Genomic DNA, 22,032 nt, shown 5'->3' with positions numbered 1-22,032 from the left:
GCTGTAACTAACAGAAAGAGATAGCCGTTCAAAATTAACGTAACAATTGAAGCACGTTTTGCGGCTGTTGGTTTGCTTGAGCAAGCATCGCTTGAGAAGCTTGAGAAAGAATGTTGTTTTTTGTGAAATCGCTCATTTCTTTCGCCATGTCAACGTCACGAATACGAGACTCAGCAGCAGTCAGGTTTTCACCAGAAGCGCTTAAGTTATTGATTGTGTGCTCTAGACGGTTTTGTACCGCACCAAGTTTAGCACGTTGGTTTGAAACACTTGTAATTGCACTATCGATTTTAACAATCTCAGTGTCAAAACTAAAATCATCTGCTGAAACATCGATACCTTTTACTCCTAAAGTTGTTGCATCCATGTTACCAATTGTAACATTAATATTTTGGCCAGCATTTGCACCAATTTGGAATGTAAATCCTGCTGTTTCACTACCGTCTAAAAGTTTTTTTCCGTTAAATTCAGTACGTTGAGAAATTCCATCGATCTCTTCAGTTAAAGCATCCATTTCATCTTTAATTGCAGTTAAATCTTCAGTTTGCTGTGTACCTGTGTTTCCTGCTTGAACAGTAAGTTCACGCATACGTTGAAGGATTGCATGGGTTTCAGTCAATGCACCCTCAGCTGTTTGAATAAGAGAAATTCCGTCTTGAGAGTTTTTAGAAGCCATTTCAAGACCTCTGATTTGTCCTCTCATTTTTTCAGAAATCGCAAGACCCGCTGCGTCATCTCCCGCACGGTTGATGCGAAGACCAGAAGAAAGTTTCTCCATGTTTTTTGAGCTCGCACTGTTGTTTGAAGACAAACGGTTTAGTGTGTTAAGCGCTGCAATATTGTGGTTGATTCTCATGTGAAAAATACCTCCATGTGTATATGTTTTTGAAATCAAAGACTTCCTTTTCTTTGATTTCTGGCGTATCAGACTCCAATAAAGCTTCTAACCTATGTAGATTCAGTTATTGCTTAAGGATGCCTTTAAGCCCCTTAATAGGGTTTGTCTGCTTAATTTGGAAATCTTCATCCGCCTTTCAATTCATATATCGACAGCAATTTGTAAATGTTTAGGCGTTTTCCCAAAGAAATTTTACCCAAAGACGATTCTAAACCTATTATGCCGTAAAGAAAAAGCTTGCCTGCTAAGTCCAAGGATGGACTTGCTGACAAGCTGTCCCCTCTTAACAGAGGGTTTTAAGATGTAGCTGTTTCTTTCGCTTTCAAGAGCGATTTCATGCGTGTTTTGTCACGTTCGATAACAGGCTTCAAATAACGGCCTGTATATGATTCTTCCACTTCAGTGATTTCCTCAGGCGTTCCTGACGCGACAATGGTTCCGCCCCCGGCTCCGCCTTCCGGGCCCAAATCCACAATGTAATCGGCCGTCTTAATGATATCAAGGTTATGCTCAATAACCAGTACAGTGTCTCCGTTGTCTACCAACCGTTGCAGCACGACAAGAAGCCTGGCGATATCGTCGACATGCAAACCTGTCGTCGGCTCATCTAAAATGTAGAGCGTGCGTCCGGTCGAGCGTTTGTGCAGCTCTGATGCGAGCTTCACGCGCTGCGCTTCTCCGCCTGACAAGGTCGTCGCCGGCTGGCCGAGCGTAATATAACCTAAACCAACATCATAAAGGGTTTGGAGCTTACGTTTGATTTTCGGGATATTTTCAAAGAAAGAAAGAGCATCTTCAACCGTCATATCAAGCACATCAGAGATGCTTTTTCCTTTGTACGTCACTTCAAGCGTTTCACGGTTATAGCGTTTGCCGTGACACACCTCGCATGGAACGTATACGTCAGGAAGGAAGTGCATTTCTATTTTAATAATCCCGTCTCCGCGGCAGGCTTCACATCGTCCGCCCTTCACGTTGAAGCTGAAACGGCCTTTTTTATAGCCGCGGACCTTCGCTTCATTTGTCTGCGCGAATACATCACGAATGTCATCAAATACACCGGTGTATGTCGCAGGGTTGGATCTCGGCGTTCTTCCGATTGGCGCCTGGTCAATGTCAATGACTTTGTCTAAATGATCCAAACCTTTAATCTCTTTATGGCTGCCGGGCTTCGCTTTCGCTTTATGAAGCTTTTGCGCCAGCGCCTTATGCAAAATTTCATTGACGAGTGTACTCTTTCCTGAACCGGAAACACCTGTAACTGCTGTAAACGTCCCAAGCGGGAACTTGGCATTCACTTTTTTCAGGTTGTTTTCTGAAGCACCTTTAATTTCAATGTAACGTCCGTCCGGCTTTCTTCTTTCAGGAGGCAATGGGATAAACTTTTTCCCTGATAAATAGCTGCCCGTTAATGAGTTTGGATCTTCCATCACTTCTTCCGGCGTACCCGCAGATGTCACCTGTCCGCCATGAATGCCGGCTCCCGGTCCAATGTCTATTAAATAATCTGCTGCCATCATCGTGTCCTCATCATGTTCGACAACAATCAGCGTGTTCCCGAGGTCTCTCATATTTTTCAGAGCGCTGATCAAGCGGTCGTTATCACGCTGATGCAGACCGATAGACGGCTCATCTAAAATATAAAGCACACCGGATAAACGCGAGCCAATTTGAGTCGCCAGCCTGATGCGCTGCGCCTCTCCCCCGGACAATGTACCCGCTGCCCTGCTCAATGTCAGGTAATCGAGGCCGACTTTGTCCAGAAAGCTTAAGCGCTCCACAATTTCGCGCAAAATCAAATTGGCGATCTGCATATCCTTCTCAGAAAGGGTGAGATCTTTAAAGAAGGCAAGTGCGTCGGCGACAGACAGCTCGGTAATTTTTCCAATGTGGCGGCCGTCAATCAGTACGGCAAGCGCCTCTTTCTTTAACCGATAGCCTTTGCACGTCGGACAAGATTTCTGAGACATATACTGCTCCATTTGCTCACGGATGAAATCGGAGCCTGTCTCCTTATAGCGTCTTTCAATGTTGCGCAATACGCCTTCAAATTGAATTTCACCTTCGCGGATTTGTCCAAAATCATTTTCATATCGGAAATAAATCAGGTCATCTCCGCTGCCGTACAGCACTTTATCCAGTTGATGCTTCGGCAAATCTTTGACCGGCACATCCATATCAATCCCGTAGTGGGTGCAGACTGCCTCAAGCAGCTGAGGATAATATTGTGAGCTGATCGGTGTCCAAGGGGCAACCGCATTCTCCTTCAATGACAAATCTTGATTGGGGATGACAAGATCGGCATCCACTTCAAGCTTCATTCCGAGACCGTCACACGTCGGACACGCCCCGAACGGACTGTTAAACGAAAACAGACGCGGCTCAAGCTCACCAATTGAAAATCCGCAGTGCGGACAGGCATGATGCTCGCTGAACATCAGCTCTTCCTCACCGATGACATCGATCATAACCCGTCCTTCCCCTAAACGGAGCGCCGTTTCCAATGAATCTGACAGCCGGGCTGCCACGCCTTCTTTCACGACAATCCGGTCAATGACTACCTCAATAGAATGCTTCTTGTTCTTTTCTAATTCGATATCGTCGGAAAGCTCAGCCATCTCGCCGTCAATTCTGACTCTGACATAGCCTTGTTTTCTAATCTGTTCAAGCACTTTGACATGAGCGCCTTTTCGGCCTGAGACAATCGGCGCCAGCACCTGAAGCTTCGTCCGTTCCGGGTATTCCAGAATTCTGTCCACCATTTGCTCGATGGTCTGGGATGTAATCTCAATTCCGTGCTCCGGACAATGAGGCTTCCCTACTCTCGCATATAAAAGACGCAGATAATCATAAATCTCAGTTACCGTACCGACAGTAGACCTCGGATTGCGGCTCGTTGTTTTCTGATCAATGCTGATGGCGGGAGAGAGCCCCTCAATTGCATCCACATCAGGCTTATCCATTTGCCCTAAAAACTGGCGGGCATAAGCAGACAGCGACTCGACATACCGTCTCTGTCCTTCAGCATATATCGTGTCAAAGGCAAGGGAGGATTTACCTGATCCGGACAAACCCGTGACAACAACAAGCTGATCTCTCGGAATCGTTACATCTATATTTTTCAGGTTATGCGCCCTGGCTCCCTTCACCTCTATCCGATCCATAGCCATTTGTTCATCATCCTTCCGCTTTTAGCTCTAAAAGTAAATCGCGAAGCTCCGCGGCTCTTTCAAAGTCAAGCGCCTTGGCGGCTTCCTTCATTTCATGCTCCATCTGTTCAACGACTTTCTGGCGTTCTTTCTTCGTCATTTTCGACAGCTTCGGCGCGGCTTTTGTTTTGTATTCCGCTTTATCCTCAGCTGCTACTGTGGCACGAATGACATCGCGAATTTCTTTATTTATTGTTTTCGGCGTAATGCCGTGCTCTTCGTTAAACCGCTCCTGCTGCTCGCGGCGGCGTTTTGTTTCATTAATCGCAATTTCCATAGACTTTGTTATTTTATCGGCGTACATAATGACGCGGCCTTCCGCATTTCTCGCTGCCCGTCCAATGGTCTGGATCAGCGAACGCTCCGAACGAAGGAAACCTTCCTTATCCGCATCCAAAATCGCAACAAGGGATACTTCGGGAATGTCCAAACCTTCCCTCAGCAGGTTGATGCCGACAAGCACATCGTACTTGCCAAGGCGAAGGTCGCGGATAATTTCAATCCGTTCAAGCGTTTTGATCTCAGAATGCAGATAGTTTACTTTAATGCCGATTTCCTTTAAATAATCGGTCAGATCCTCTGACATCTTCTTCGTCAAAGTTGTCACAAGCACCCGTTCATTCCGCTCGATTCTTGTTTGAATTTCGCCGATCAAGTCGTCAATCTGGCCTTCGATTGGACGTACGTCAATAAGCGGGTCAAGAAGCCCCGTCGGACGAATGATCTGTTCGACCATTTCATCTGTATGTTCAATCTCGTACGGCCCTGGTGTTGCTGATACATACACGATATTGTGCATATGCTTTTCAAATTCCTCAAAACGAAGCGGACGGTTATCAAGCGCTGATGGAAGCCGAAAGCCGTGATCCACGAGCACCTGTTTCCGCGCCTGGTCTCCGTTAAACATGCCGCGCACCTGAGGAATTGTCACATGCGACTCATCCACCACGATCATAAAATCGTCTGGGAAATAATCAAGAAGCGTATACGGCGTTGAACCTGGAGGCCGCAGAGTCAAATGTCTTGAATAGTTCTCGATGCCGGAGCAGAACCCCATTTCACGCATCATTTCAAGATCATATCTTGTCCGCTGCTCTAAACGCTGCGCTTCAAGCAGCTTGCCGTTTTCGTGCATGACCTTCAGCTGCTCCTCAAGCTCTTTCTCGATATTTTGAATCGCCTTCTCCATTTTCTCGGCCCGCGTTACGAAGTGGGATGCCGGGAAAATCGCAACATGATCTCGGTCGCCGAGAATTTCTCCTGTCAGCGCATCCACTTCCCGAATCCGTTCAATTTCGTCACCGAAAAATTCAACTCTGACACAATGCTCATCACGGGATGCCGGAAAAATTTCCACTACATCCCCGCGCACACGAAATGTACCGCGCTGAAAGTCGATATCGTTGCGGGCATATTGGATGTCTACAAGTTTTCTGAGCAGCTCGTTGCGCTCAATTTCCATTTCACTCCGCAGTGACACAACCATTTCCCGGTATTCCTCAGGCGAACCGAGGCCGTATATACAAGACACACTCGCAATAATAATGACATCTCTGCGCTCAAACAAAGCTGATGTGGCGGAGTGTCTCAGTTTATCAATTTCATCATTAATACTAGCGTCTTTCTCTATAAATGTATCCGTTTGAGGCACATACGCCTCCGGCTGATAATAATCATAGTAGCTGACAAAATACTCGACAGCATTGTTCGGAAAAAATTCCTTGAACTCACTGTAAAGCTGTCCAGCAAGGGTTTTGTTATGGGCAATCACGAGAGTCGGCTTATTGACTTCTTTAATCAAATTAGACACCGTAAATGTTTTCCCAGTTCCTGTCGCACCCAGCAGAGTCTGATGCTTCTTGCCCTCCTGAATTCCTTTCACAAGCTTTTCAATGGCTTTCGGCTGATCTCCCTGGGGCTGATATTTCGAGACTAACTCAAAGCGATCTTTCACAAAAATAAGCCTCCGTTTCTTTAACGAAATCTTCCTATAGATATAGTAACACAATGGAAAGCAAAATCACCAAAAATACGAACTAAAGTTCGGTGGTTTTTTATTTCCAGCTGTTTTTGTGTATAAAAAACCTGCTTTTAAATCGTAAAAGCAGGCATTCAGTCTTTATATTCATTATGTCCGATTTATTCTTCTTTTTTCTCTGCAGCTTTTTTGGCCATATACAGTCCCCCAGCCACAAGAGACACAACATCCAATCCTACAATAAAATACGTTTCTGTATAGCCTTTTAAATAAGAGGCAAACAGCAATGCAGCTGTTAAAGCGATCGCCACATAATGATTAAAGGTGACTCTAGTAAATAGAACAACAAGCATAAAAGGGAAAAACAATGCAAAAACGGCTTTTGTAATCAACAAAAACCCTCCTCAGGGATTCTTCATCTGATCTGATTATAGTAAAAAATGAAGAATCGGACAATCGTGCATTCGCTCCCTCTGCTACACCATACCCCTTTTCAGCCAAAATCAATCACCATATTTGCATTTTGGTGCCGGTCAAAACTTATTCCATGGTGCCGCTGTTCTAATCAGCGGCACTTTTTTTATTACATCATCAAGTCCGCCGCCAGATTCCGAGAATAAGAGAAAATAGGCATACAGTACCAGTACGGCCGCATTTTTCAGGATAATATAACCAACTTAACTATTCATTTTATTTAGGACTTTCTGCGTTTGACAGCATTTTCCTGAAAAACTACAATTGAATGATAGTGTTTACTATCATTTTTTTAAACACAGGCTCCGCAATAAAAAGACTAGAGAGAAAAACAAAATGAATGAAGAAAAGAGGGGTTTCAAATATGTATTCTGTTTTATTTCGCCAGGCAGAAGAGTCCAGCCAGCTGGCTGGAGCAAAAGGAATGAATTTGATTAAATTGACCAAACACGGTCTTCCTGTTCCGGACGGGTTTATTATTCAAACGAATGCGCTCGCACGTTTTATGGAGGACAACCAGCTTCAAGAGACTAGCGAAAACGTCGAAAGCGGGATCATTTCCGGAACATTTTCGGATGAGCTGAAAAATGAGCTGACTAGTTCCTTTTATAAGCTTAGAGAATCATATCGATCCGTAGCCGTGCGTTCTTCGTCTGCCTCGGAAGATTTAGAAGGCGCCTCATTCGCGGGTCAATATGAAACCTACTTAAATATCAAAACAGAGGAAGAGTTTCTGGCTAAAGTGAAAGAATGCTGGGCCTCATTTTTTTCTGGGCGGGTCAGCAGCTATAAGAAAAAAATGAACAATCAAATCGCAGAGCCGTTAATGGGAATAGTCGTTCAGGGGCTGATCGATTCAGAAATGTCAGGTGTTATCTTCAGCCGCAACCCTGTTACCCATGATGATAGAGAGCTTTTAATCAGCGCCAGCTACGGGTTGGGTGAAGCTGTTGTTTCAGGAAGTGTTACCCCAGACACGTTCATTGTTAATAAATCTTCGTTTGAGATTCAGAAAGAAATAGGTGCAAAGGAAATCTACATGGAGTCTGCGGCAGAAGGAATTGCTGAAAAAGAAACGAGTGAAGACATGCGCAGCCGTTTTTGCCTTACAGATGAACAAGTGATTGAATTGGCTGAAATCACAAAAAAAACCGAAGACCTGTACGGATATCCTGTCGATATAGAATTTGGAATTGCTGATCATCAAATATACCTTCTGCAAGCTCGCCCGATTACAACCATTGATCAGGACAAAAAGGCGGCAGAAGAAAAACGCAGCTTCATGATTACCGACGCTGATATGAATGATTTCTGGCTTAACATGGAGTCTAATATTGAAGGTCCGGTGAGTCCGTTATTTTCATCCTTCATCGTGCCGGCATTGGAATATGGCTTGAAGAAGAGCATGCAAAAGTTTCCGATTGGTGTAGTTGTTGATGAAGTAAAACTTTATCGCGGACATATTTATTCCAAAAACCAAGGCGGACAGCAGCCTCCTTCTGAAGACTGTGGCAAAGAGCTTTTCCCGATTTTATCGGAGCATATGTATGACATCATCAATCACACATACCTCCCTTTTTACCGGACACTGGACCAGCTCGCACAAACTGAGCATACCGCAGAAAGCGCACTGGATGCTTTTCAAAAACTAAAGGCCTTTTATCTCACGGCTTATGAAGAGCACTTCAATATCGTTTTCCCGCAAATCCTTTTAACAAACAAACTGCAAGCGATGTATCAGGACATTCAAGGAGAGTCCGAAAACGCTCATTTTTACGAGATGCTGACAGGAAAAATGAACAAATCACTGGAAACGGACCGTTGCTTATGGTTATTTTCTGTGGAAGTTCAGGAGAACCCGAACCTTTTGGCCATTTTTGAAAACAACAAGCCTGAACAGCTCCAGGAGAAATTGGAACAAACAGGTGAGGGAAGACACTTCCTGAAGAACGTCCATGAATTCTTGCAAGAATACGGATGGAGATCTGTTAAAAGTCATGATCTGATTGAACAAATCTGGGTGGAAAATCCGTATTTCGCTCTGGCCAATATTCAAAATTATGTCCGTAATGGCTATCATTTTGACAATGAATTTCAGAAAACGAAAGAAAAACGAGAGAAATTATACAATGAATTCTTGGAAAACATAGAAGATCCCGGTTTACGCACCGAATTTGACCGCTATTATCAATGGACACTGAACTCTGCAAATATAAAAGATGATCACCACTTTTATATTGATGCCATGCTGGATGCCAAGGCGAGAATCTTTTTGCTGAAGATAGGTGAATTGCTGGCGGAAAACGGTGTCATTCAAGATCGTGAGGACCTTTGGTTCTTATATGACGACGAAGTGGAACAAGCGCTTCTTCACCCTGTATCCCTGCAAGAAAAGGCTGAAAAACGCAGACAGATTTTTCATGAGTATGAGCTAGCCCAAGCCCCGGCCTATCTCGGCACCCCGACAAAAGAACAGCTCAAAGCTGCTGAAGAAATTGTCGGCGCTGTGATAGAGGATGAAAAAAACACAGAGAATCATATTTTTGGCATTGCGGCATCAAGCGGCATTGCGACAGGTCCGGTGAAAATCATTCGGGACGCCAATGAATTTTCTCAATTCGCGCCTGGGGCCGTACTCGTTTGCAAGATGACCACACCGCTATGGACCAGCCTGTTTCAAGACGCCAAAGCAATAATTACAGACACAGGCGGCATTTTGTCTCACGCTGCGATTATTGCCCGTGAATACGGCATTCCAGCCGTTCTCGGCACACGCACGGCAACCGAAAGACTGCGAGACGGTGACATCATCACTGTTGACGGAAGCAGCGGCAAAATCACAGTTGTCAGCCGGTCCTGATGCGTCCCCCTCTTTCTTATACAAGCGGGGCGGGTGTATACTTGTCCTGCCAGTATATTCGTGAGGTGAAACGTATTGAGACCGACAAACAAGAGAATCCTTGACGCTGCCATGCAGCTGCTCGTCAAAAAAGGATATCGCGCAACGACTACAAAAGAAATTGCAGAAAAAGCAAATGTAAGTGAAGCGACGATTTTCAGGAACTTTAAAAACAAACAAGGACTAGTTGAGGCTTTGCTTTCTCAGCATTCTTCAAACAGAGGCAGCATTTTGGAACAAACAGAAGGGGATTTGTACAAAGACCTGCTTCATATCGGAACCTGTCTCTTGGAGGAGCTCGAACATAGAAAAGATATCATTAAAATCAGCTTTCGTGAACCGGCCATGTTTCAGGATGTCATTAACCACGTCACTGAATATCCCCAATCTATGAAACAGCTATTGGTTGATTATCTCAAAACGATGGGTGAGAAAGGGGTTATTCAGACAGGAAATGAAGCGGAGCATGCCGACGTGTTCATGTCGATTATCTTCGGTTATTTCATTCACCGTCTCCACTTAGGAGACCGGGTCATATCAATGCCCCAGGAAAAAATGCTGGAGCACAGCACAGCTCTATTTGTCAAAGGAATTTCTGCTGATTAACTCCTTGGCATAATAAAAAGGAGGATCCCAATGAGCTCAAGAAAAGAATGGGCGCTGATCGTCTCGCTATTATTGGGGGCCATTCTGGTTCCCATTAATTCAACGATGATCGCGGTCGCGCTCTCATCTATCTCCCATACGTATAACGAGTCCATCGCAAGCATCACTTGGGTGGTTACCGTTTATTTAATCGTGATGGCAGTCACACAGCCGATTGCAGGAAAGCTCGGTGACATGTACGGCAATAAAACAATGTACTTATGGGGAGTCGGCCTTTTTCTAATCGCATCTCTAGGCTGCGCCCTTTCACCGAGTCTGCTCCTGTTAATTGTCTTTCGGGCATTGCAGGCTGTCGGCGGGGCATTGCTTACGCCAAACAGCATTGCCATTATCCGGCATGTTGTTTCTGAAAAACGCCTACCGAAAGTGTTTGGATTTTTCGGACTGGGTGCGGGACTTGGTGCAGCACTCGGGCCTTTTATCGGCTCTATACTGATTGACAGCTTCAGCTGGCATTCGATTTTTTGGGTCAACATCCCGTTCCTCGCCATTGCTTTATTTACGGCATTAACGATGTTTCCTCAATATAAAGAAAATAAATCTGACGCGCCGCTGGATATCATCGGCTCTCTCTTGCTTGCAGGCAGCATCGTTTCAATTATCCTGCTGACGAAAAATGAGGCTCCATGGGGATATGCGGTATACAGTGTATTGATACTTCTTTTTGTTCCGCTTTTTTTCAGAAGAGAAAAACGTACCCAGCACCCCATCATTGACTTTGAACTGTTTAAAAGCTCAACCTTTACAAATGCGAATCTATCAGTCTTGTTAAGCAATTTGATGATGTATGCCGTCTTATTGATTATGCCGTTATTTATGACGAGCCAATTTGGGCTTAATACGTCTAACAGCGGGATGGCGCTTTCTGTATTTTCGATCTTCATGTCAGCCAGCAACTGGGTGGGCGCGCAGCTCCATCACAAATGGGGAGCAAAAAAAATCATTTTTCTTTCATTTGCCATGATGGCTGGTGCGAATCTATTATTTTTTCTGTTAAGCAGCTCGCATTCTGTCTTGTTCCTCATGCTCTCTCTTATCCTTGGCGGGCTCGCTTCCGGAGTCGGTCTGACCAGCATGCAGGTTTCATCCCTTGCCACAGTAGACCCCGGTATGTCAGGAGTGGCATCCGGGATTTTCTCGACCTTCCGTTATTTCGGAAGCATCATTTCATCAGCCTTAATTGGCCTGATTTCGGGATATCACATCCTATTTATGATTCTCTTTGCTGTATCCATCATCGGCGTTTTTGTTTCATTGGGCATCAAATCTGATGAAACGGCACGGATAGAAAAAAACTCAGCGTAACACAAAACAGCCCGGCATCGCATCTTCCTGCGGTGCCGGGCTGCCTTTTATGATCCAGAAGCGGCTGCTTCGTCTTCACGGTCATCCTTTACGAAGAGGATGCCCAATTCATGATGTTCTCCTTCATAAGAAGCTCGTTGGTCAAAACGAATTTCTCCATTCAAACCGATAATTTCAAGCTTCACATATGCACGATTATGCTGAAGCGCTTCATAGAAATCAGAAACGTTCTTAACCGGTATGCCATTGACTTTCGTTATGATTTCCCCGATTTTCAATTCCAGATCCTCAGCCGGCGTATTTGGGATAATTCCAAGCACCATTAAGCCCTGATCCCTTTTCGAGAAATAAAACGGAGCCGCGTTATCATTCACTCTTTGCTTTATGGACAGAAAAATGCGCCCTAACAAAGCAGTACAGACCGCTGCACCCGCAAGCGGCGTCCACAGTAAGCTCGCTGCACCGAGAACTGCGACGGCAAGACCGAGAATACAAACGCGTTTCGCTGTGACCCTTATACTCGTTTCGGGCAGCGATCCCTGTACCCTTTGTCCAAATCCGACAAAGTAAGGAACCCATAGAAAATGGAATGAGCCGCCGGGAACAGTAAACACGGGCCACCAGCTAAGGTGCGATTCTAAACCATTACCGGGCACGAGAAGGAACAGCGGCAAAAGCCAAACCCGGTTTGCCAGCTGCTGTCCGATCGGCAAACCGCGGCTGCTTACGACAAGTGCCGGTGATGTTCTCACATGCGCAGAACGATAAGCAACCGCTCCTTCAGTGATAATCAGCAAACCTAGAAACACAGCCACAGCCGGCCAAACAACTGCAAATCCTTGCGGAAATCTCTCCAGAAAGGGCTCCGCCTGATATATTTGCAGTCCAAAACCTATCAGCATACTCACACTGACGATATATGCAGCAGACATCCAGTTTGCGCGAAGAGTGAACGCTGCCGCTGCAGTGATAACGGCAATAATCGCAAGTAAACCGAGAGGAATCGATATTCCGAGTCCACCTAAAATAACTGACAAAAGAAGACCTGGAATCAGTCCCTTTGTATATGTAAATTTCAGATCATCATAAATATCTGCTATTCTTGTATGAAAGGTTTTTCGTTCCCGTTTGATTCTTACATAGCCGAAAGCCAGGGTTATGATGATAAAAAACCAGAAAAGCGGGTGTAAGAAGAACAAGCCCGCGCTTTTTAACAGTTCAATTCCCCATTGAACAGACACTATCTCTCACCGCCTCAAGCCAAACATGTTACTCATATTCTATCAAATATTAAATGGCTTGGATATCCTCAGGAGAGTTTATCTCTCTTGCGTCATCCACAGCGTGACATTCGATAGTGAAAAATCCTTTAAATAGTGGTTGACATCCACATCCAATAACCCGCTGATTAGATGCATCGACCTTTTTATATCTGTCAGATTAATTCCTAATCGCTTATGGTTTTTCATTAAGTAGTTAAAATAATGTTTGGCGCATTCCTCATTAATGTCATTTACTGATTCGACATTGGTGTAATTGACCAAATATCTGCTGAACAGCATAAGAAGACTTAGTGCTTTTGTAGCTGAAAATGTTACGTCTTGTGTTCTGTCTTTTAATTGTTCCACTAATTCATAATATTTTTTTTCACGCACAATACTTGCCCTCTTCAATTGTGAACCCCCATTTTCTTTATACAGATAAGCACGGGCCAGTATAAGCAGCAGTACTGGAGTGCTAACAAGCATTCTCGCTAACGTTACTCTTTAAATACCTGTCGTTCAGCTGCCATTAACCTGATTACTGTTCTTTTTAGAACCTTCTTATATTGTATGAAGTAAACAAAGACTAGGCAACTTGCAAAAGTTTCATTTTAAATGCATATTAACTCGTTAGAAAGTCTCTCTCATATATTGATATCGGGTAATAACAGTCCTTTATAAATGTTTATTTGTGAAAATTTTTTTAATTTCTTGTCAAAAACTCATTTTTTATGTGACTTATGATCCATAATCTCTTTAAGCACAAAGAAACAGGAGATGGAATACCATCTCCTTTAATTGACAAATAATGATTTCAATGCTGTTTGAAGCTGCAAATCATTTTTTTCATCTGATTTTTTCTTTTCTATCTGCTGATTTAATGTCTCTGCAGTGCGAGTGTCAATCACACCGGTTTTATTCAGCTTGTTTTGATCCTGAAAAGCCATAACCGCTTTTTTCATGTCTTTGCTGAAATAGCCATCCTCACGTCCCGGATCAAAGCTGAGACCTTTTAACAATACCTGCGCATGCTTGACGTCTTCATTGTTCATGTCCACTTTAAGCGGCTCTTTCAGCTGTAAGGGCCCGGCGGAAAAATAATCGGGCTGCTTAATCGCAATGGTCGGTTCAATTCCTTTCTTATGAATCCAGTTTCCATTTGGCGTCAGCCACTTGTAAAGCGTTAATTTGATGTTGCTGCCGTCCCCCATTGGCACAGCCTGTTGAACCGTTCCCTTTCCAAAAGACGTATCGCCTACAACATCATAATGGCCAGCTTCCTTTAATGCGCCGGCAAGAATTTCTGATGCAGAGGCACTTCCTTTATCCGTAATCACATTGACAGGGTACGCTTTTTTATGGGTCAATGTTGAAAAATAACGTTTTTTATCTCCATTGCGTTCAGCAATCTGAATATACGGCTGGTCCTTTGTAACGAAATGCTTAAGAATTTCTTCCACACTTTGAAGATATCCGCCCGGGTTGCCGCGTACATCAATGACAAGTCCTTCTATTTCTTTTTTCTCAAGCTCCCTTAGCGCTTTTGCAAAATCCTCTGCGGTGTGCTCAGAAAAAGTAGAGATGGCAATATACCCGACAGAATGCCCCTGTACTTTTTTCTCTGATGCAAAAACCGTTTCGAGCGGAATCTCAGCTCTCTTGATCCGGAATGACAGCTGCTTCTTCGTTCCAGGCCGCTGAATCTTCATTGAAACGCTGGACCCTTTTTTTCCTCTTATTTTTAACACAGCGTGGTTTAAATCCTTGCCGGCCATCGATTCTCCATTGATGCTGATAATTTCATCATTAGGCTTCAACCCGGCTTTTTCCGCTGGCGATTTCTTGAATGGGGAAACAATAATAATTTTGCCGTCTTCCATGCCAACCTCAGCCCCGATGCCTTCAAATGAGGAATCAAGAGAATCAGAAAATTGCTTAGCTGTCTGCTTGTCCATGTAAACAGAATAAGGATCATTTAGCGTAGACAGCATTCCCTGGATGGCTCCCTCGAGCAGCTTTTCTCTATCTACTTTTTCTACGTACTCATTCGAAATTAACTCATACGCTTTTTCGATTTTGTCCATAGCTTTATCCCGTTCAGAGTCAGCTTGGGCCGTCGCGGGAACTGCTGCAGTCTGGGGCTTATCCATCTCAAGCAGGTTGATTCCCGCATATACACCGGCGCCTCCGAACAGCATGCTCCCTGCTGCTATCACAGCCATTATTTTTTGATTCATCCTTTACTCCTCCTGTATGCCAGACTGTCTTTACCAAAACCTAGAGATAGTATATGTAAAGGATGGAGATTTCATGTAATCATAGAAGAAAAAGAAGGCAAATGAAAAGCCGTCCCGAAAGCGGGACGGCTTTTTCACTTTATACTCGCAAAAACTTGCGGATGGAAGTCAGACTTCCCCATACTCCAATTACTGCGCCGATTGCAATCAGCACTAGCGAAACTTGGAATACAAATGGATTATAAGGAAGAAGAGAGACAAATGATCCTTGAACCTTTGGAACGACCCATCCGATGACGTATTGGTAAGTGCTCAGCACCAGTGCAATCGGTATCACAGAACCGAATACGCCTAGCAGCAATCCTTCAAGGAAAAACGGCCAGCGAATAAACCAGTTTGTCGCGCCGACAAGCTTCATGATTTCAATTTCTTTTCTTCTTGCGAAAATTGTAATTTTAATGGTGTTGGAAATTAAGAACATCGCCGTAAATACCAGGCCGATAATTAACGCGATTCCAATGTTGCGGGAAACGCCGACCACTTTAAACAAACGGCTGACCTCTTCTTTTCCATAAGTGACTTTATAAACATGATCCATTTTTTCGATCTTTTTCGCCACGTTCGGCGTATCATGCGGATCTGTCGTTTTGACGACAAACGCATCATTAAGCGGGTTTTCCTGATCCTTCATTGTCAGAGATTTTCCGCTGTCACCAAAACTGTCAACCAACTGGTCAAGCTCTTTTTCTTTAGATGAAAAAGTGACACTCTGAATGCCCTTCAGTTCCTTAATATCGTTCTGAAGCTTGTCCTGCGCCTTCTGATCTGCAGTCAGATCAATCAACACTTTGATTTCGACTTGCTTTTCTGCATTCGTGGCCATGTTATTCAAATTCAGCATAATCACTAAAAACACGCCGACTAAAATCAGCGTAACGGTTACAGCACTAATGGACGCAAATGTCATCCATGTGTTTCTCCCGAGAGATTTAAAACTCTCACGCAAGTGGCGCCCGAGAATTTTAATCATATGAACCATACTCCCCTCTTGACTCATCACGCACAATGATACCATCTTCGATTGCAATGACACGTTTCTTCATGGTGTTTACAATTTCTTTATTATGTGTCGCCATCACGACTGTTGTCCCGCGGTTGTTAATTTCCTCCAGCGTCTTCATGACTTCCCAGGACGTATCCGGATCAAGGTTTCCTGTCGGTTCATCAGCAATGACAACATCAGGGTTGTTCACAATTGATCTGGCAATAGATACACGCTGCTGCTCCCCGCCTGAAAGCTGGTCAGGAAATTGTCGCGCTTTATGCTTCAGCTGCACGAGATCAAGCACTTCAAGCACCCGTTTCTTAATGACAGACGGCTGTTCTCCAATCACTTCAAGGGCAAATGCCACATTTTCAAAAACAGTAAGTTTCGGAAGAAGCTTGAAATCCTGAAAGACAACGCCTATTTTGCGGCGCACGAAAGGAATCTCTTTTTCTTTAATTGTCGCGAGATCTTTATGATTGATTAAAATTTGTCCTTTTGTCGGTTTTTCTTCTCTGTAAATCATTTTAATAAAAGTAGATTTACCCGCTCCGCTCGGACCAACAACATACACAAACTCGCCGGGATGGATGGTAACAGAAATCCCATTGAGCGCTTTTACGCCGTTCGGATAGGCTTTATATACTTCCTTCATCTCTATCATGAAATCACCTAATCTTTTATATCATTTTATCTATCACACGGTCATACTCTTCGAATGCATTCGACAATTTATGACCCATTCATTTGTAAAAAGATGAAAAATCTGAAAGTTCCCTTTTTCAATACACTTCATTATACGTCAAATTTAGACATAATACTATTACAGTTTCTTTTCATTCATATTGTCAAAGCATAAAAACATCCTTGCCGGCACTCAGCAAGGATGTTTTTATCTTACTTTTTTTCTGACAGCCATTTGGCAATAACAGCGGCTTCGTTATCATCTACAAGCCCCTTTGGCATATTGCCGCGGCCGTTTTTAATAATGCCTTCAATTTTGTGTTCATCGTATTTGCCTCCGACCTCTTGGAGATTAGGCCCTGACACACCTTCTAAATCCTTGCCGTGGCAGCCTACGCAGCTTTGCTGATATAATTCTTCTCCTTCAGATGCAGTGGCTTCCGTCTTGCTGCCGGTGTCTGTCTTCTCTTCTTTTGCATCGTTTGATCCGCAGGCAGCCAACAGAACAGAAAGCGCAAATCCAAGCATTAGTATCGATAACTTTGATTTCATGTTGAGAAGCACAACTCCTTTACGATCTCTTCCATATTATAACCTCGTTTAAGCGCGTTTGAAACCCTCGCCCAGCACCTCGCTCGCGTCTGCTACAATCACAAAAGCTGACTCATCAATCTGTTTGACGATTTGTTTCAATTTGGTGAATTCAGTTTGCCCAACCACGCACATTAAAATCGGACGGTCATCGTCAGTATATCCGCCGACTGCAGAAATTTTTGTCACGCCTCTGTCAATCTTCTGTAAGACAGCCTCCTTGACAGCCTGCTCCTGCTTTGTAATGATGAGTGCCATTTTTGAGCGATTAAAGCCGACTTGCACAACATCAATGGTTTTGCTGGACACATAGACGCCAAGCATGGCATATAAGCCTTGCTCAATATTAAATACGATCATAGCCGTAACAACAATCATTCCGTCAATGATGGCGAGGCACTTCCCCAATGACAGACCGGAGTACTTATGAATGATCTGTGCAGCCAAGGCTGTACCTCCCGTCGAACCTTTCCCTAAGTACACAATACCAATTCCGATACCTATCCCGACACCGCCAAAAATCGCCGCCAAGAGTTCATGATGAGTGGCGGGCTGAATATCCCTTGTCAAAAACACTACTAGCGGCAAAAACACAGAACCTGCAAGTGTCTTTAGTCCAAATTTCCCGCCGAGCAAAATGACGCCAGCAATAAATAAAGGGATATTAATAATCCACTGTACATACGCTGCTTCAAAACCATATGATTGTAAAATCGTACTGATCCCGCTGACACCGCCGGCGGCAATCTTGTTCGGAAGCAAAAATACATTAAAGGACACGGCCGTAATCGCTGCTCCTAACAATATGTATACATAATCCCGCAAAATCCACAATGTTTTATTCCGTACGTCCATCATATATCCTCCGTTTCTTCCAATGCTCTCCGATAGCATTTTAATCCTTCCCTGATTAGATGTAAATAACACCCAAATACAGTGGTAATATGCTAAAGCAGCAGTGAAATCAAGGATATAAGGAATAAAAAAACACACCCGTATGCATCAGGTGTGTTTTTCAGCTTATGAAAGCTTAGAACGGAGGTAGGCATCAATGAACGTATCAATGTCACCATCCATTACAGCTTGAACGTTCCCCATTTCTGTATTGGTCCGATGGTCTTTTACCATGGAATACGGATGGAATACATAAGAACGGATTTGGCTGCCCCAGCCGATTTCTTTTTGTTCACCGCGAATTTCATCCAGCTCTGCCTGCTGCTCTTCAATTCTGCGCTGATACAGCTTGGCCTTCAGCATTTTCATGGCTCTTTCACGGTTTTTAATTTGTGAGCGCTCCGTTTGGCATGTCACAACTACGTTCGTCGGCAAGTGAGTAATCCGAACGGCTGAATCCGTCGTATTGACGTGCTGTCCGCCCGCGCCGCTTGCACGGTACGTGTCAACTTTAATATCCTCCGTACGAATATCAATATCAATTTCATCGTTAAATTCAGGCATGACTTCACATGAAACGAAAGATGTGTGGCGGCGGCCTGATGAATCAAATGGTGAGATCCGCACAAGACGATGGACACCTTTTTCTGCTTTGAGATACCCGTAAGCGTTGTGTCCTTTGATGAGCAATGTCACTGACTTGATTCCAGCCTCGTCACCTGGAAGGTAATCGAGTGTTTCTACTTTAAAGCCGCGGCGCTCTCCCCATCTTGTATACATTCTAAGAAGCATAGAGCCCCAGTCCTGTGACTCTGTACCGCCAGCACCAGGGTGCAGTTCTAAAATCGCGTTATTTTTATCATACGGCTCGCTGAGAAGAAGCTGAAGCTCAAACTCATTGAACTCTTTTGTTAATGATTTTAGTTCTTTTTCAAGCTCAAGCTGGAGATCAGTGTCCGGCTCTTCTTTCAAAAGATCATGAGTCATTTGTAATTCTTCGTGAGATTCATTCAATTTTTTATACGAATTGACATAATCCTTTAAACCGTTTGCTTCATTTATAACCGTTTGAGCTTTTTGCTGATCATTCCAGAATTCCGGATCAGCCATTTGTTCATCTAGCTCAGCAATGCGAGCCTCCTTTGATTCGAGGTCAAAGAGACCCCCTAAAGTCCGCTAAACGAGAAGCCATATTTTCGAGCTCTGCTCTGATTTCTGATAATTCCATTTCATTCACCTCATTAAAAGATCCGCAGGCGCCTGCAGGCGCCGCGGTCAGTAAACTTGCCGGAGCGAACTATTCAGTACGGCCGCAGCAATTTTTATATTTTTTCCCGCTTCCGCAGTGGCATGGGGCATTTCGGCCGATATCAACCACTTTGCGAACCGGTGCTTTCTTTGCTTTTTTGTTATCGTCGCCTTCTTGCGGCTGATGAGCTGTTGTTTGGCCTTGTACAACCTCTTCACGCTCCAGATTGTTTTCAATCTCAGCTTTCATCACAAATTTTGCGACCTCGTCCTCTATTGATTCAATCATATGCTCAAACATCGCAAAACCTTCCATTTGATACTCACGAAGCGGGTTCGTCTGCGCGTAAGCACGAAGGTGAATCCCTTGGCGGAGCTGATCCATCGCATCAATATGATCCATCCATTTAGAATCAACGGCACGAAGAACGATAACTTTTTCGAATTCGCGCATTTGCTCTTTGCCGAATTGCTCTTCCTTCTCATTATATTTTGTGATGATACGATCCATAATGAGCTCAAGCATTTCATCCGGTTCTTTACCGAAGATATCGCTCTTCTCAAGCGCACCTTCATCAAGATAAGTTGTGTTGATAAGATCAACGAGACCGTCAAGCTTCCACTCCTCAGGAAGCTCTTCTCTTGGCGTATAGGCTGCAATTGCGCGTTCGAGAGAAGACTTGATCATATTTTCAACGATTTCACGCAGGTTTTCAGAGTCAATGACTTCAAAGCGCTGCTTATAAATGACCTCACGCTGCTGGCGGAGAACATCATCATATTGCAGAAGCTGTTTACGCGAATCGAAGTTATTGCCTTCGACGCGTTTTTGAGACGATTCAACCGCGCGAGATACCATTTTGCTTTGGATTGGAGTAGAGTCGTCCATGCCGAAGCGGTCGAGCATCGCCATTGTCCGCTCAGCTCCGAATCTGCGCATCAATTCATCTTCCATAGAAAGATAAAATTGAGTGATCCCCGGGTCTCCCTGACGTCCGGAACGACCTCGAAGCTGATTGTCAATCCGGCGTGATTCATGTCGTTCTGTTCCGACAACAGCGAGTCCGCCAAGCTCTTTTACACCTTCGCCAAGCTTAATGTCCGTTCCGCGCCCCGCCATGTTAGTCGCAATCGTCACTGCGCCTTTTTGGCCGGCCTCTTCAATGATCTGCGCTTCACGTTCATGGTTTTTGGCATTTAACACTTGATGCGGAATTCCTTTGTTTTTAAGCAGCTTAGAAATCAATTCAGATGTTTCAACGGCAACCGTACCGACTAGAACAGGCTGTCCCGTCATGTAACGCTGTGCGACATCCTCCGCAACTGCCTTAAACTTTCCTTCCATCGTGCGGTAAATTAAATCCGGGCGGTCATCACGGACAACTGGCCTGTTGGTAGGGATCGTGACAACCTGCATGTTGTAGATGTTGCGGAATTCTTCTTCCTCTGTCTTAGCCGTACCCGTCATACCGGCAAGTTTTTCGTACATCCGGAAGTAGTTTTGGAACGTAATCGTCGCCAAGGTCATGCTTTCGTTTTGAATCTCAAGCCCTTCCTTCGCTTCAATCGCCTGGTGAAGCCCCTCACTGTAGCGGCGGCCTTTCATCAGACGTCCCGTGAAGGAATCAACAATAACAACCTGTCCGTCTTCCACTACATAGTCAACGTCCTTTTGCATCGCAACGTGAGCTTTTAAGGCCTGGTTGATATGGTGGTTGAGCGCGACATGCTTCACATCAAAGAGGTTATCGATGCCGAACGCTTTTTCCGCCTTCGTCATTCCTTCTTCAGTAAGCTGTACAGCTTTTGTTTTGATATCGTACGTGTAATCCTTCTCCGCTTTTAACGTGCGGACAAAAGCATTTGCCTGTACGTACAGCTTAGTGGATTTTGCAGCTTGTCCAGAAATGATAAGCGGTGTTCTCGCTTCATCAATTAAAATAGAGTCAACTTCATCTATTACCGCAAAATGAAGCGGGCGCTGAACCATCTGCTCTTTATAAAGAACCATATTGTCACGCAAATAGTCGAAGCCAAGCTCATTGTTTGTGGAGTAAGTAATGTCAGCGGCATAAGCTTCCCGTTTTTCATCCTTTGACATTGAGTTTAAATTCAAACCGACAGTCAGACCGAGAAACTCAAAAATTTTCCCCATTTGCTCAGCGTCACGGCTTGCCAAGTATTCGTTGACAGTCACGACGTGTACGCCTTTACCTGTTAACGCATTTAAATAAACAGGCAGGGTAGACGTTAATGTTTTCCCTTCCCCTGTTTTCATTTCCGCTATATTTCCGTCATGAAGCGCCACGCCCCCCATGAGCTGGACTTTAAACGGAAACATGCCTGTCACGCGGCGTGAAGCTTCTCGAACAACAGCGAAAGCTTCAACAAGAAGATCATCCGTTGTCGCCCCTTTTTCAAGACGCTCTTTAAATTCAATTGTTTTATGTTTCAACGCGTCGTCAGAGAGATTTTCATAGTCTCCGCGAATCGCATCAATATCGTTAGCAATTTTTTCGTATCTATTCAGCGTACGTTTTGTTGGATCAAACATTTTATTTAAAATTCCAAGCATTTATAACGCTCCTCTATCATCACATGCCTATTTTAGAGGCATGTATAAATAATTTACTAGTCCATGT

The 22,032-nt window shown here is 44.3% G+C and carries 16 protein-coding genes; 3 read left to right on the top strand and 13 right to left on the bottom strand.

Annotated features, from left to right (window positions below; genetic code table 11):
- Nucleotides 1–34: 34 nt before the first annotated feature.
- The 4 genes from hag to ACQVGT_RS03145 all read right to left on the bottom strand — a co-directional run bounded on the left by hag (nt 35) and on the right by ACQVGT_RS03145 (nt 6,477).
- A complete protein-coding gene (gene hag, locus ACQVGT_RS03160; RefSeq protein ID WP_046340271.1) occupies nt 35–856 on the bottom strand; it encodes a flagellin Hag in 822 nt (273 codons plus the stop codon).
- A gap of 338 nt (nt 857–1,194) precedes the next feature.
- Complete coding sequence (gene uvrA, locus ACQVGT_RS03155; protein WP_014478114.1) at nt 1,195–4,068, bottom strand: excinuclease ABC subunit UvrA; 2,874 nt, start codon at nt 4,066–4,068, stop codon at nt 1,195–1,197.
- Between the two features lie 7 nt (nt 4,069–4,075).
- Nucleotides 4,076–6,061, bottom strand: coding sequence for an excinuclease ABC subunit UvrB (gene uvrB, locus ACQVGT_RS03150; RefSeq protein ID WP_015384769.1), 1,986 nt, complete (start codon nt 6,059–6,061; stop codon nt 4,076–4,078).
- 185 nt (nt 6,062–6,246) lie between these two features.
- A complete protein-coding gene (locus ACQVGT_RS03145) occupies nt 6,247–6,477 on the bottom strand; it encodes a CsbA family protein (protein WP_003228053.1) in 231 nt (76 codons plus the stop codon).
- Nucleotides 6,478–6,923: 446 nt separating this feature from the next.
- Between ACQVGT_RS03145 and ACQVGT_RS03140 the strand changes: the two genes are divergently transcribed.
- The 3 genes from ACQVGT_RS03140 (at nt 6,924) to ACQVGT_RS03130 (ending at nt 11,429) form a co-directional block, all read left to right on the top strand.
- Nucleotides 6,924–9,419 (top strand): PEP/pyruvate-binding domain-containing protein, encoded by a 2,496-nt coding sequence (locus tag ACQVGT_RS03140; protein WP_015483760.1) that lies wholly within the window; start codon nt 6,924–6,926, stop codon nt 9,417–9,419.
- A 75-nt stretch (nt 9,420–9,494) separates the two neighbouring features.
- Complete coding sequence (locus ACQVGT_RS03135; protein WP_003244088.1) at nt 9,495–10,064, top strand: TetR/AcrR family transcriptional regulator; 570 nt, start codon at nt 9,495–9,497, stop codon at nt 10,062–10,064.
- A 30-nt stretch (nt 10,065–10,094) separates the two neighbouring features.
- On the top strand, nt 10,095–11,429 hold the full coding sequence (locus ACQVGT_RS03130; protein ID WP_015384772.1) for an MFS transporter: 1,335 nt from the start codon (nt 10,095–10,097) through the stop codon (nt 11,427–11,429).
- 47 nt (nt 11,430–11,476) lie between these two features.
- On the opposite strand, the gene minJ is transcribed toward ACQVGT_RS03130, so the two are convergent.
- From minJ to secA, 9 genes are all read right to left on the bottom strand, one after another.
- Nucleotides 11,477–12,670 carry a cell division topological determinant MinJ gene (gene minJ / locus ACQVGT_RS03125; RefSeq protein WP_015384773.1) on the bottom strand — a complete coding sequence of 398 codons (1,194 nt, stop codon included), beginning with the start codon at nt 12,668–12,670 and terminating at the stop codon, nt 11,477–11,479.
- Between the two features lie 78 nt (nt 12,671–12,748).
- Nucleotides 12,749–13,102 carry a swarming motility protein SwrAA gene (gene swrA, locus ACQVGT_RS03120; RefSeq protein WP_015251121.1) on the bottom strand — a complete coding sequence of 118 codons (354 nt, stop codon included), beginning with the start codon at nt 13,100–13,102 and terminating at the stop codon, nt 12,749–12,751.
- A 383-nt stretch (nt 13,103–13,485) separates the two neighbouring features.
- Complete coding sequence (ctpB, locus tag ACQVGT_RS03115) at nt 13,486–14,928, bottom strand: carboxy-terminal processing protease CtpB (RefSeq protein WP_003228041.1); 1,443 nt, start codon at nt 14,926–14,928, stop codon at nt 13,486–13,488.
- 139 nt (nt 14,929–15,067) lie between these two features.
- The gene (ftsX, locus tag ACQVGT_RS03110) at nt 15,068–15,958 is read right to left on the bottom strand and encodes a permease-like cell division protein FtsX (RefSeq protein WP_009968247.1); all 891 of its coding nucleotides are present in this window, start codon (nt 15,956–15,958) and stop codon (nt 15,068–15,070) included.
- Nucleotides 15,951–16,637, bottom strand: a complete 687-nt coding sequence (gene ftsE / locus ACQVGT_RS03105) for a cell division ATP-binding protein FtsE (protein ID WP_003228039.1) — start codon at nt 16,635–16,637, stop codon at nt 15,951–15,953. The genes ftsX and ftsE overlap by 8 nt, the downstream gene beginning before the upstream one ends.
- Nucleotides 16,638–16,870: 233 nt before the next feature.
- Nucleotides 16,871–17,209, bottom strand: coding sequence for a cytochrome c551 (cccB, locus tag ACQVGT_RS03100; protein WP_015483761.1), 339 nt, complete (start codon nt 17,207–17,209; stop codon nt 16,871–16,873).
- Nucleotides 17,210–17,257: 48 nt separating this feature from the next.
- Complete coding sequence (locus ACQVGT_RS03095) at nt 17,258–18,103, bottom strand: YitT family protein (RefSeq protein WP_015483762.1); 846 nt, start codon at nt 18,101–18,103, stop codon at nt 17,258–17,260.
- A gap of 165 nt (nt 18,104–18,268) precedes the next feature.
- Nucleotides 18,269–19,370 (bottom strand): peptide chain release factor 2 gene (gene prfB / locus ACQVGT_RS03090; protein ID WP_010886623.1). Its coding sequence is split into 2 segments (ribosomal slippage): nt 18,269–19,297 and nt 19,299–19,370, totalling 1,101 coding nucleotides; the frame shifts between segments, so codons are not numbered across the junction.
- Nucleotides 19,371–19,439: 69 nt separating this feature from the next.
- On the bottom strand, nt 19,440–21,965 hold the full coding sequence (secA, locus tag ACQVGT_RS03085; protein WP_003228033.1) for a preprotein translocase subunit SecA: 2,526 nt from the start codon (nt 21,963–21,965) through the stop codon (nt 19,440–19,442).
- Nucleotides 21,966–22,032: the final 67 nt, after the last annotated feature.

This window comes from Bacillus sp. SCT118, from assembly GCF_058566435.1.
Note: the sequence above shows the minus strand (reverse complement) of the source record. Positions and strands in the feature narration are given on the sequence as shown.

Excerpts from the sequence above, each read along its gene's own strand:
- ACQVGT_RS03095 (WP_015483762.1), bottom strand. The coding sequence starts at position 18,103 with ATGGACGTACGGAATAAAACATTGTGGATTTTGCGGGATTATGTATAC.
- secA (WP_003228033.1), bottom strand. The coding sequence starts at position 21,965 with ATGCTTGGAATTTTAAATAAAATGTTTGATCCAACAAAACGTACGCTG.
- cccB (WP_015483761.1), bottom strand. The coding sequence starts at position 17,209 with ATGAAATCAAAGTTATCGATACTAATGCTTGGATTTGCGCTTTCTGTT.
- ftsX (WP_009968247.1), bottom strand. The coding sequence starts at position 15,958 with ATGATTAAAATTCTCGGGCGCCACTTGCGTGAGAGTTTTAAATCTCTC.
- ctpB (WP_003228041.1), bottom strand. The coding sequence starts at position 14,928 with ATGAATCAAAAAATAATGGCTGTGATAGCAGCAGGGAGCATGCTGTTC.
- ACQVGT_RS03140 (WP_015483760.1), top strand. The coding sequence starts at position 6,924 with ATGTATTCTGTTTTATTTCGCCAGGCAGAAGAGTCCAGCCAGCTGGCT.
- ACQVGT_RS03130 (WP_015384772.1), top strand. The coding sequence starts at position 10,095 with ATGAGCTCAAGAAAAGAATGGGCGCTGATCGTCTCGCTATTATTGGGG.
- ftsE (WP_003228039.1), bottom strand. The coding sequence starts at position 16,637 with ATGATAGAGATGAAGGAAGTATATAAAGCCTATCCGAACGGCGTAAAA.
- hag (WP_046340271.1), bottom strand. The coding sequence starts at position 856 with ATGAGAATCAACCACAATATTGCAGCGCTTAACACACTAAACCGTTTG.
- uvrA (WP_014478114.1), bottom strand. The coding sequence starts at position 4,068 with ATGGCTATGGATCGGATAGAGGTGAAGGGAGCCAGGGCGCATAACCTG.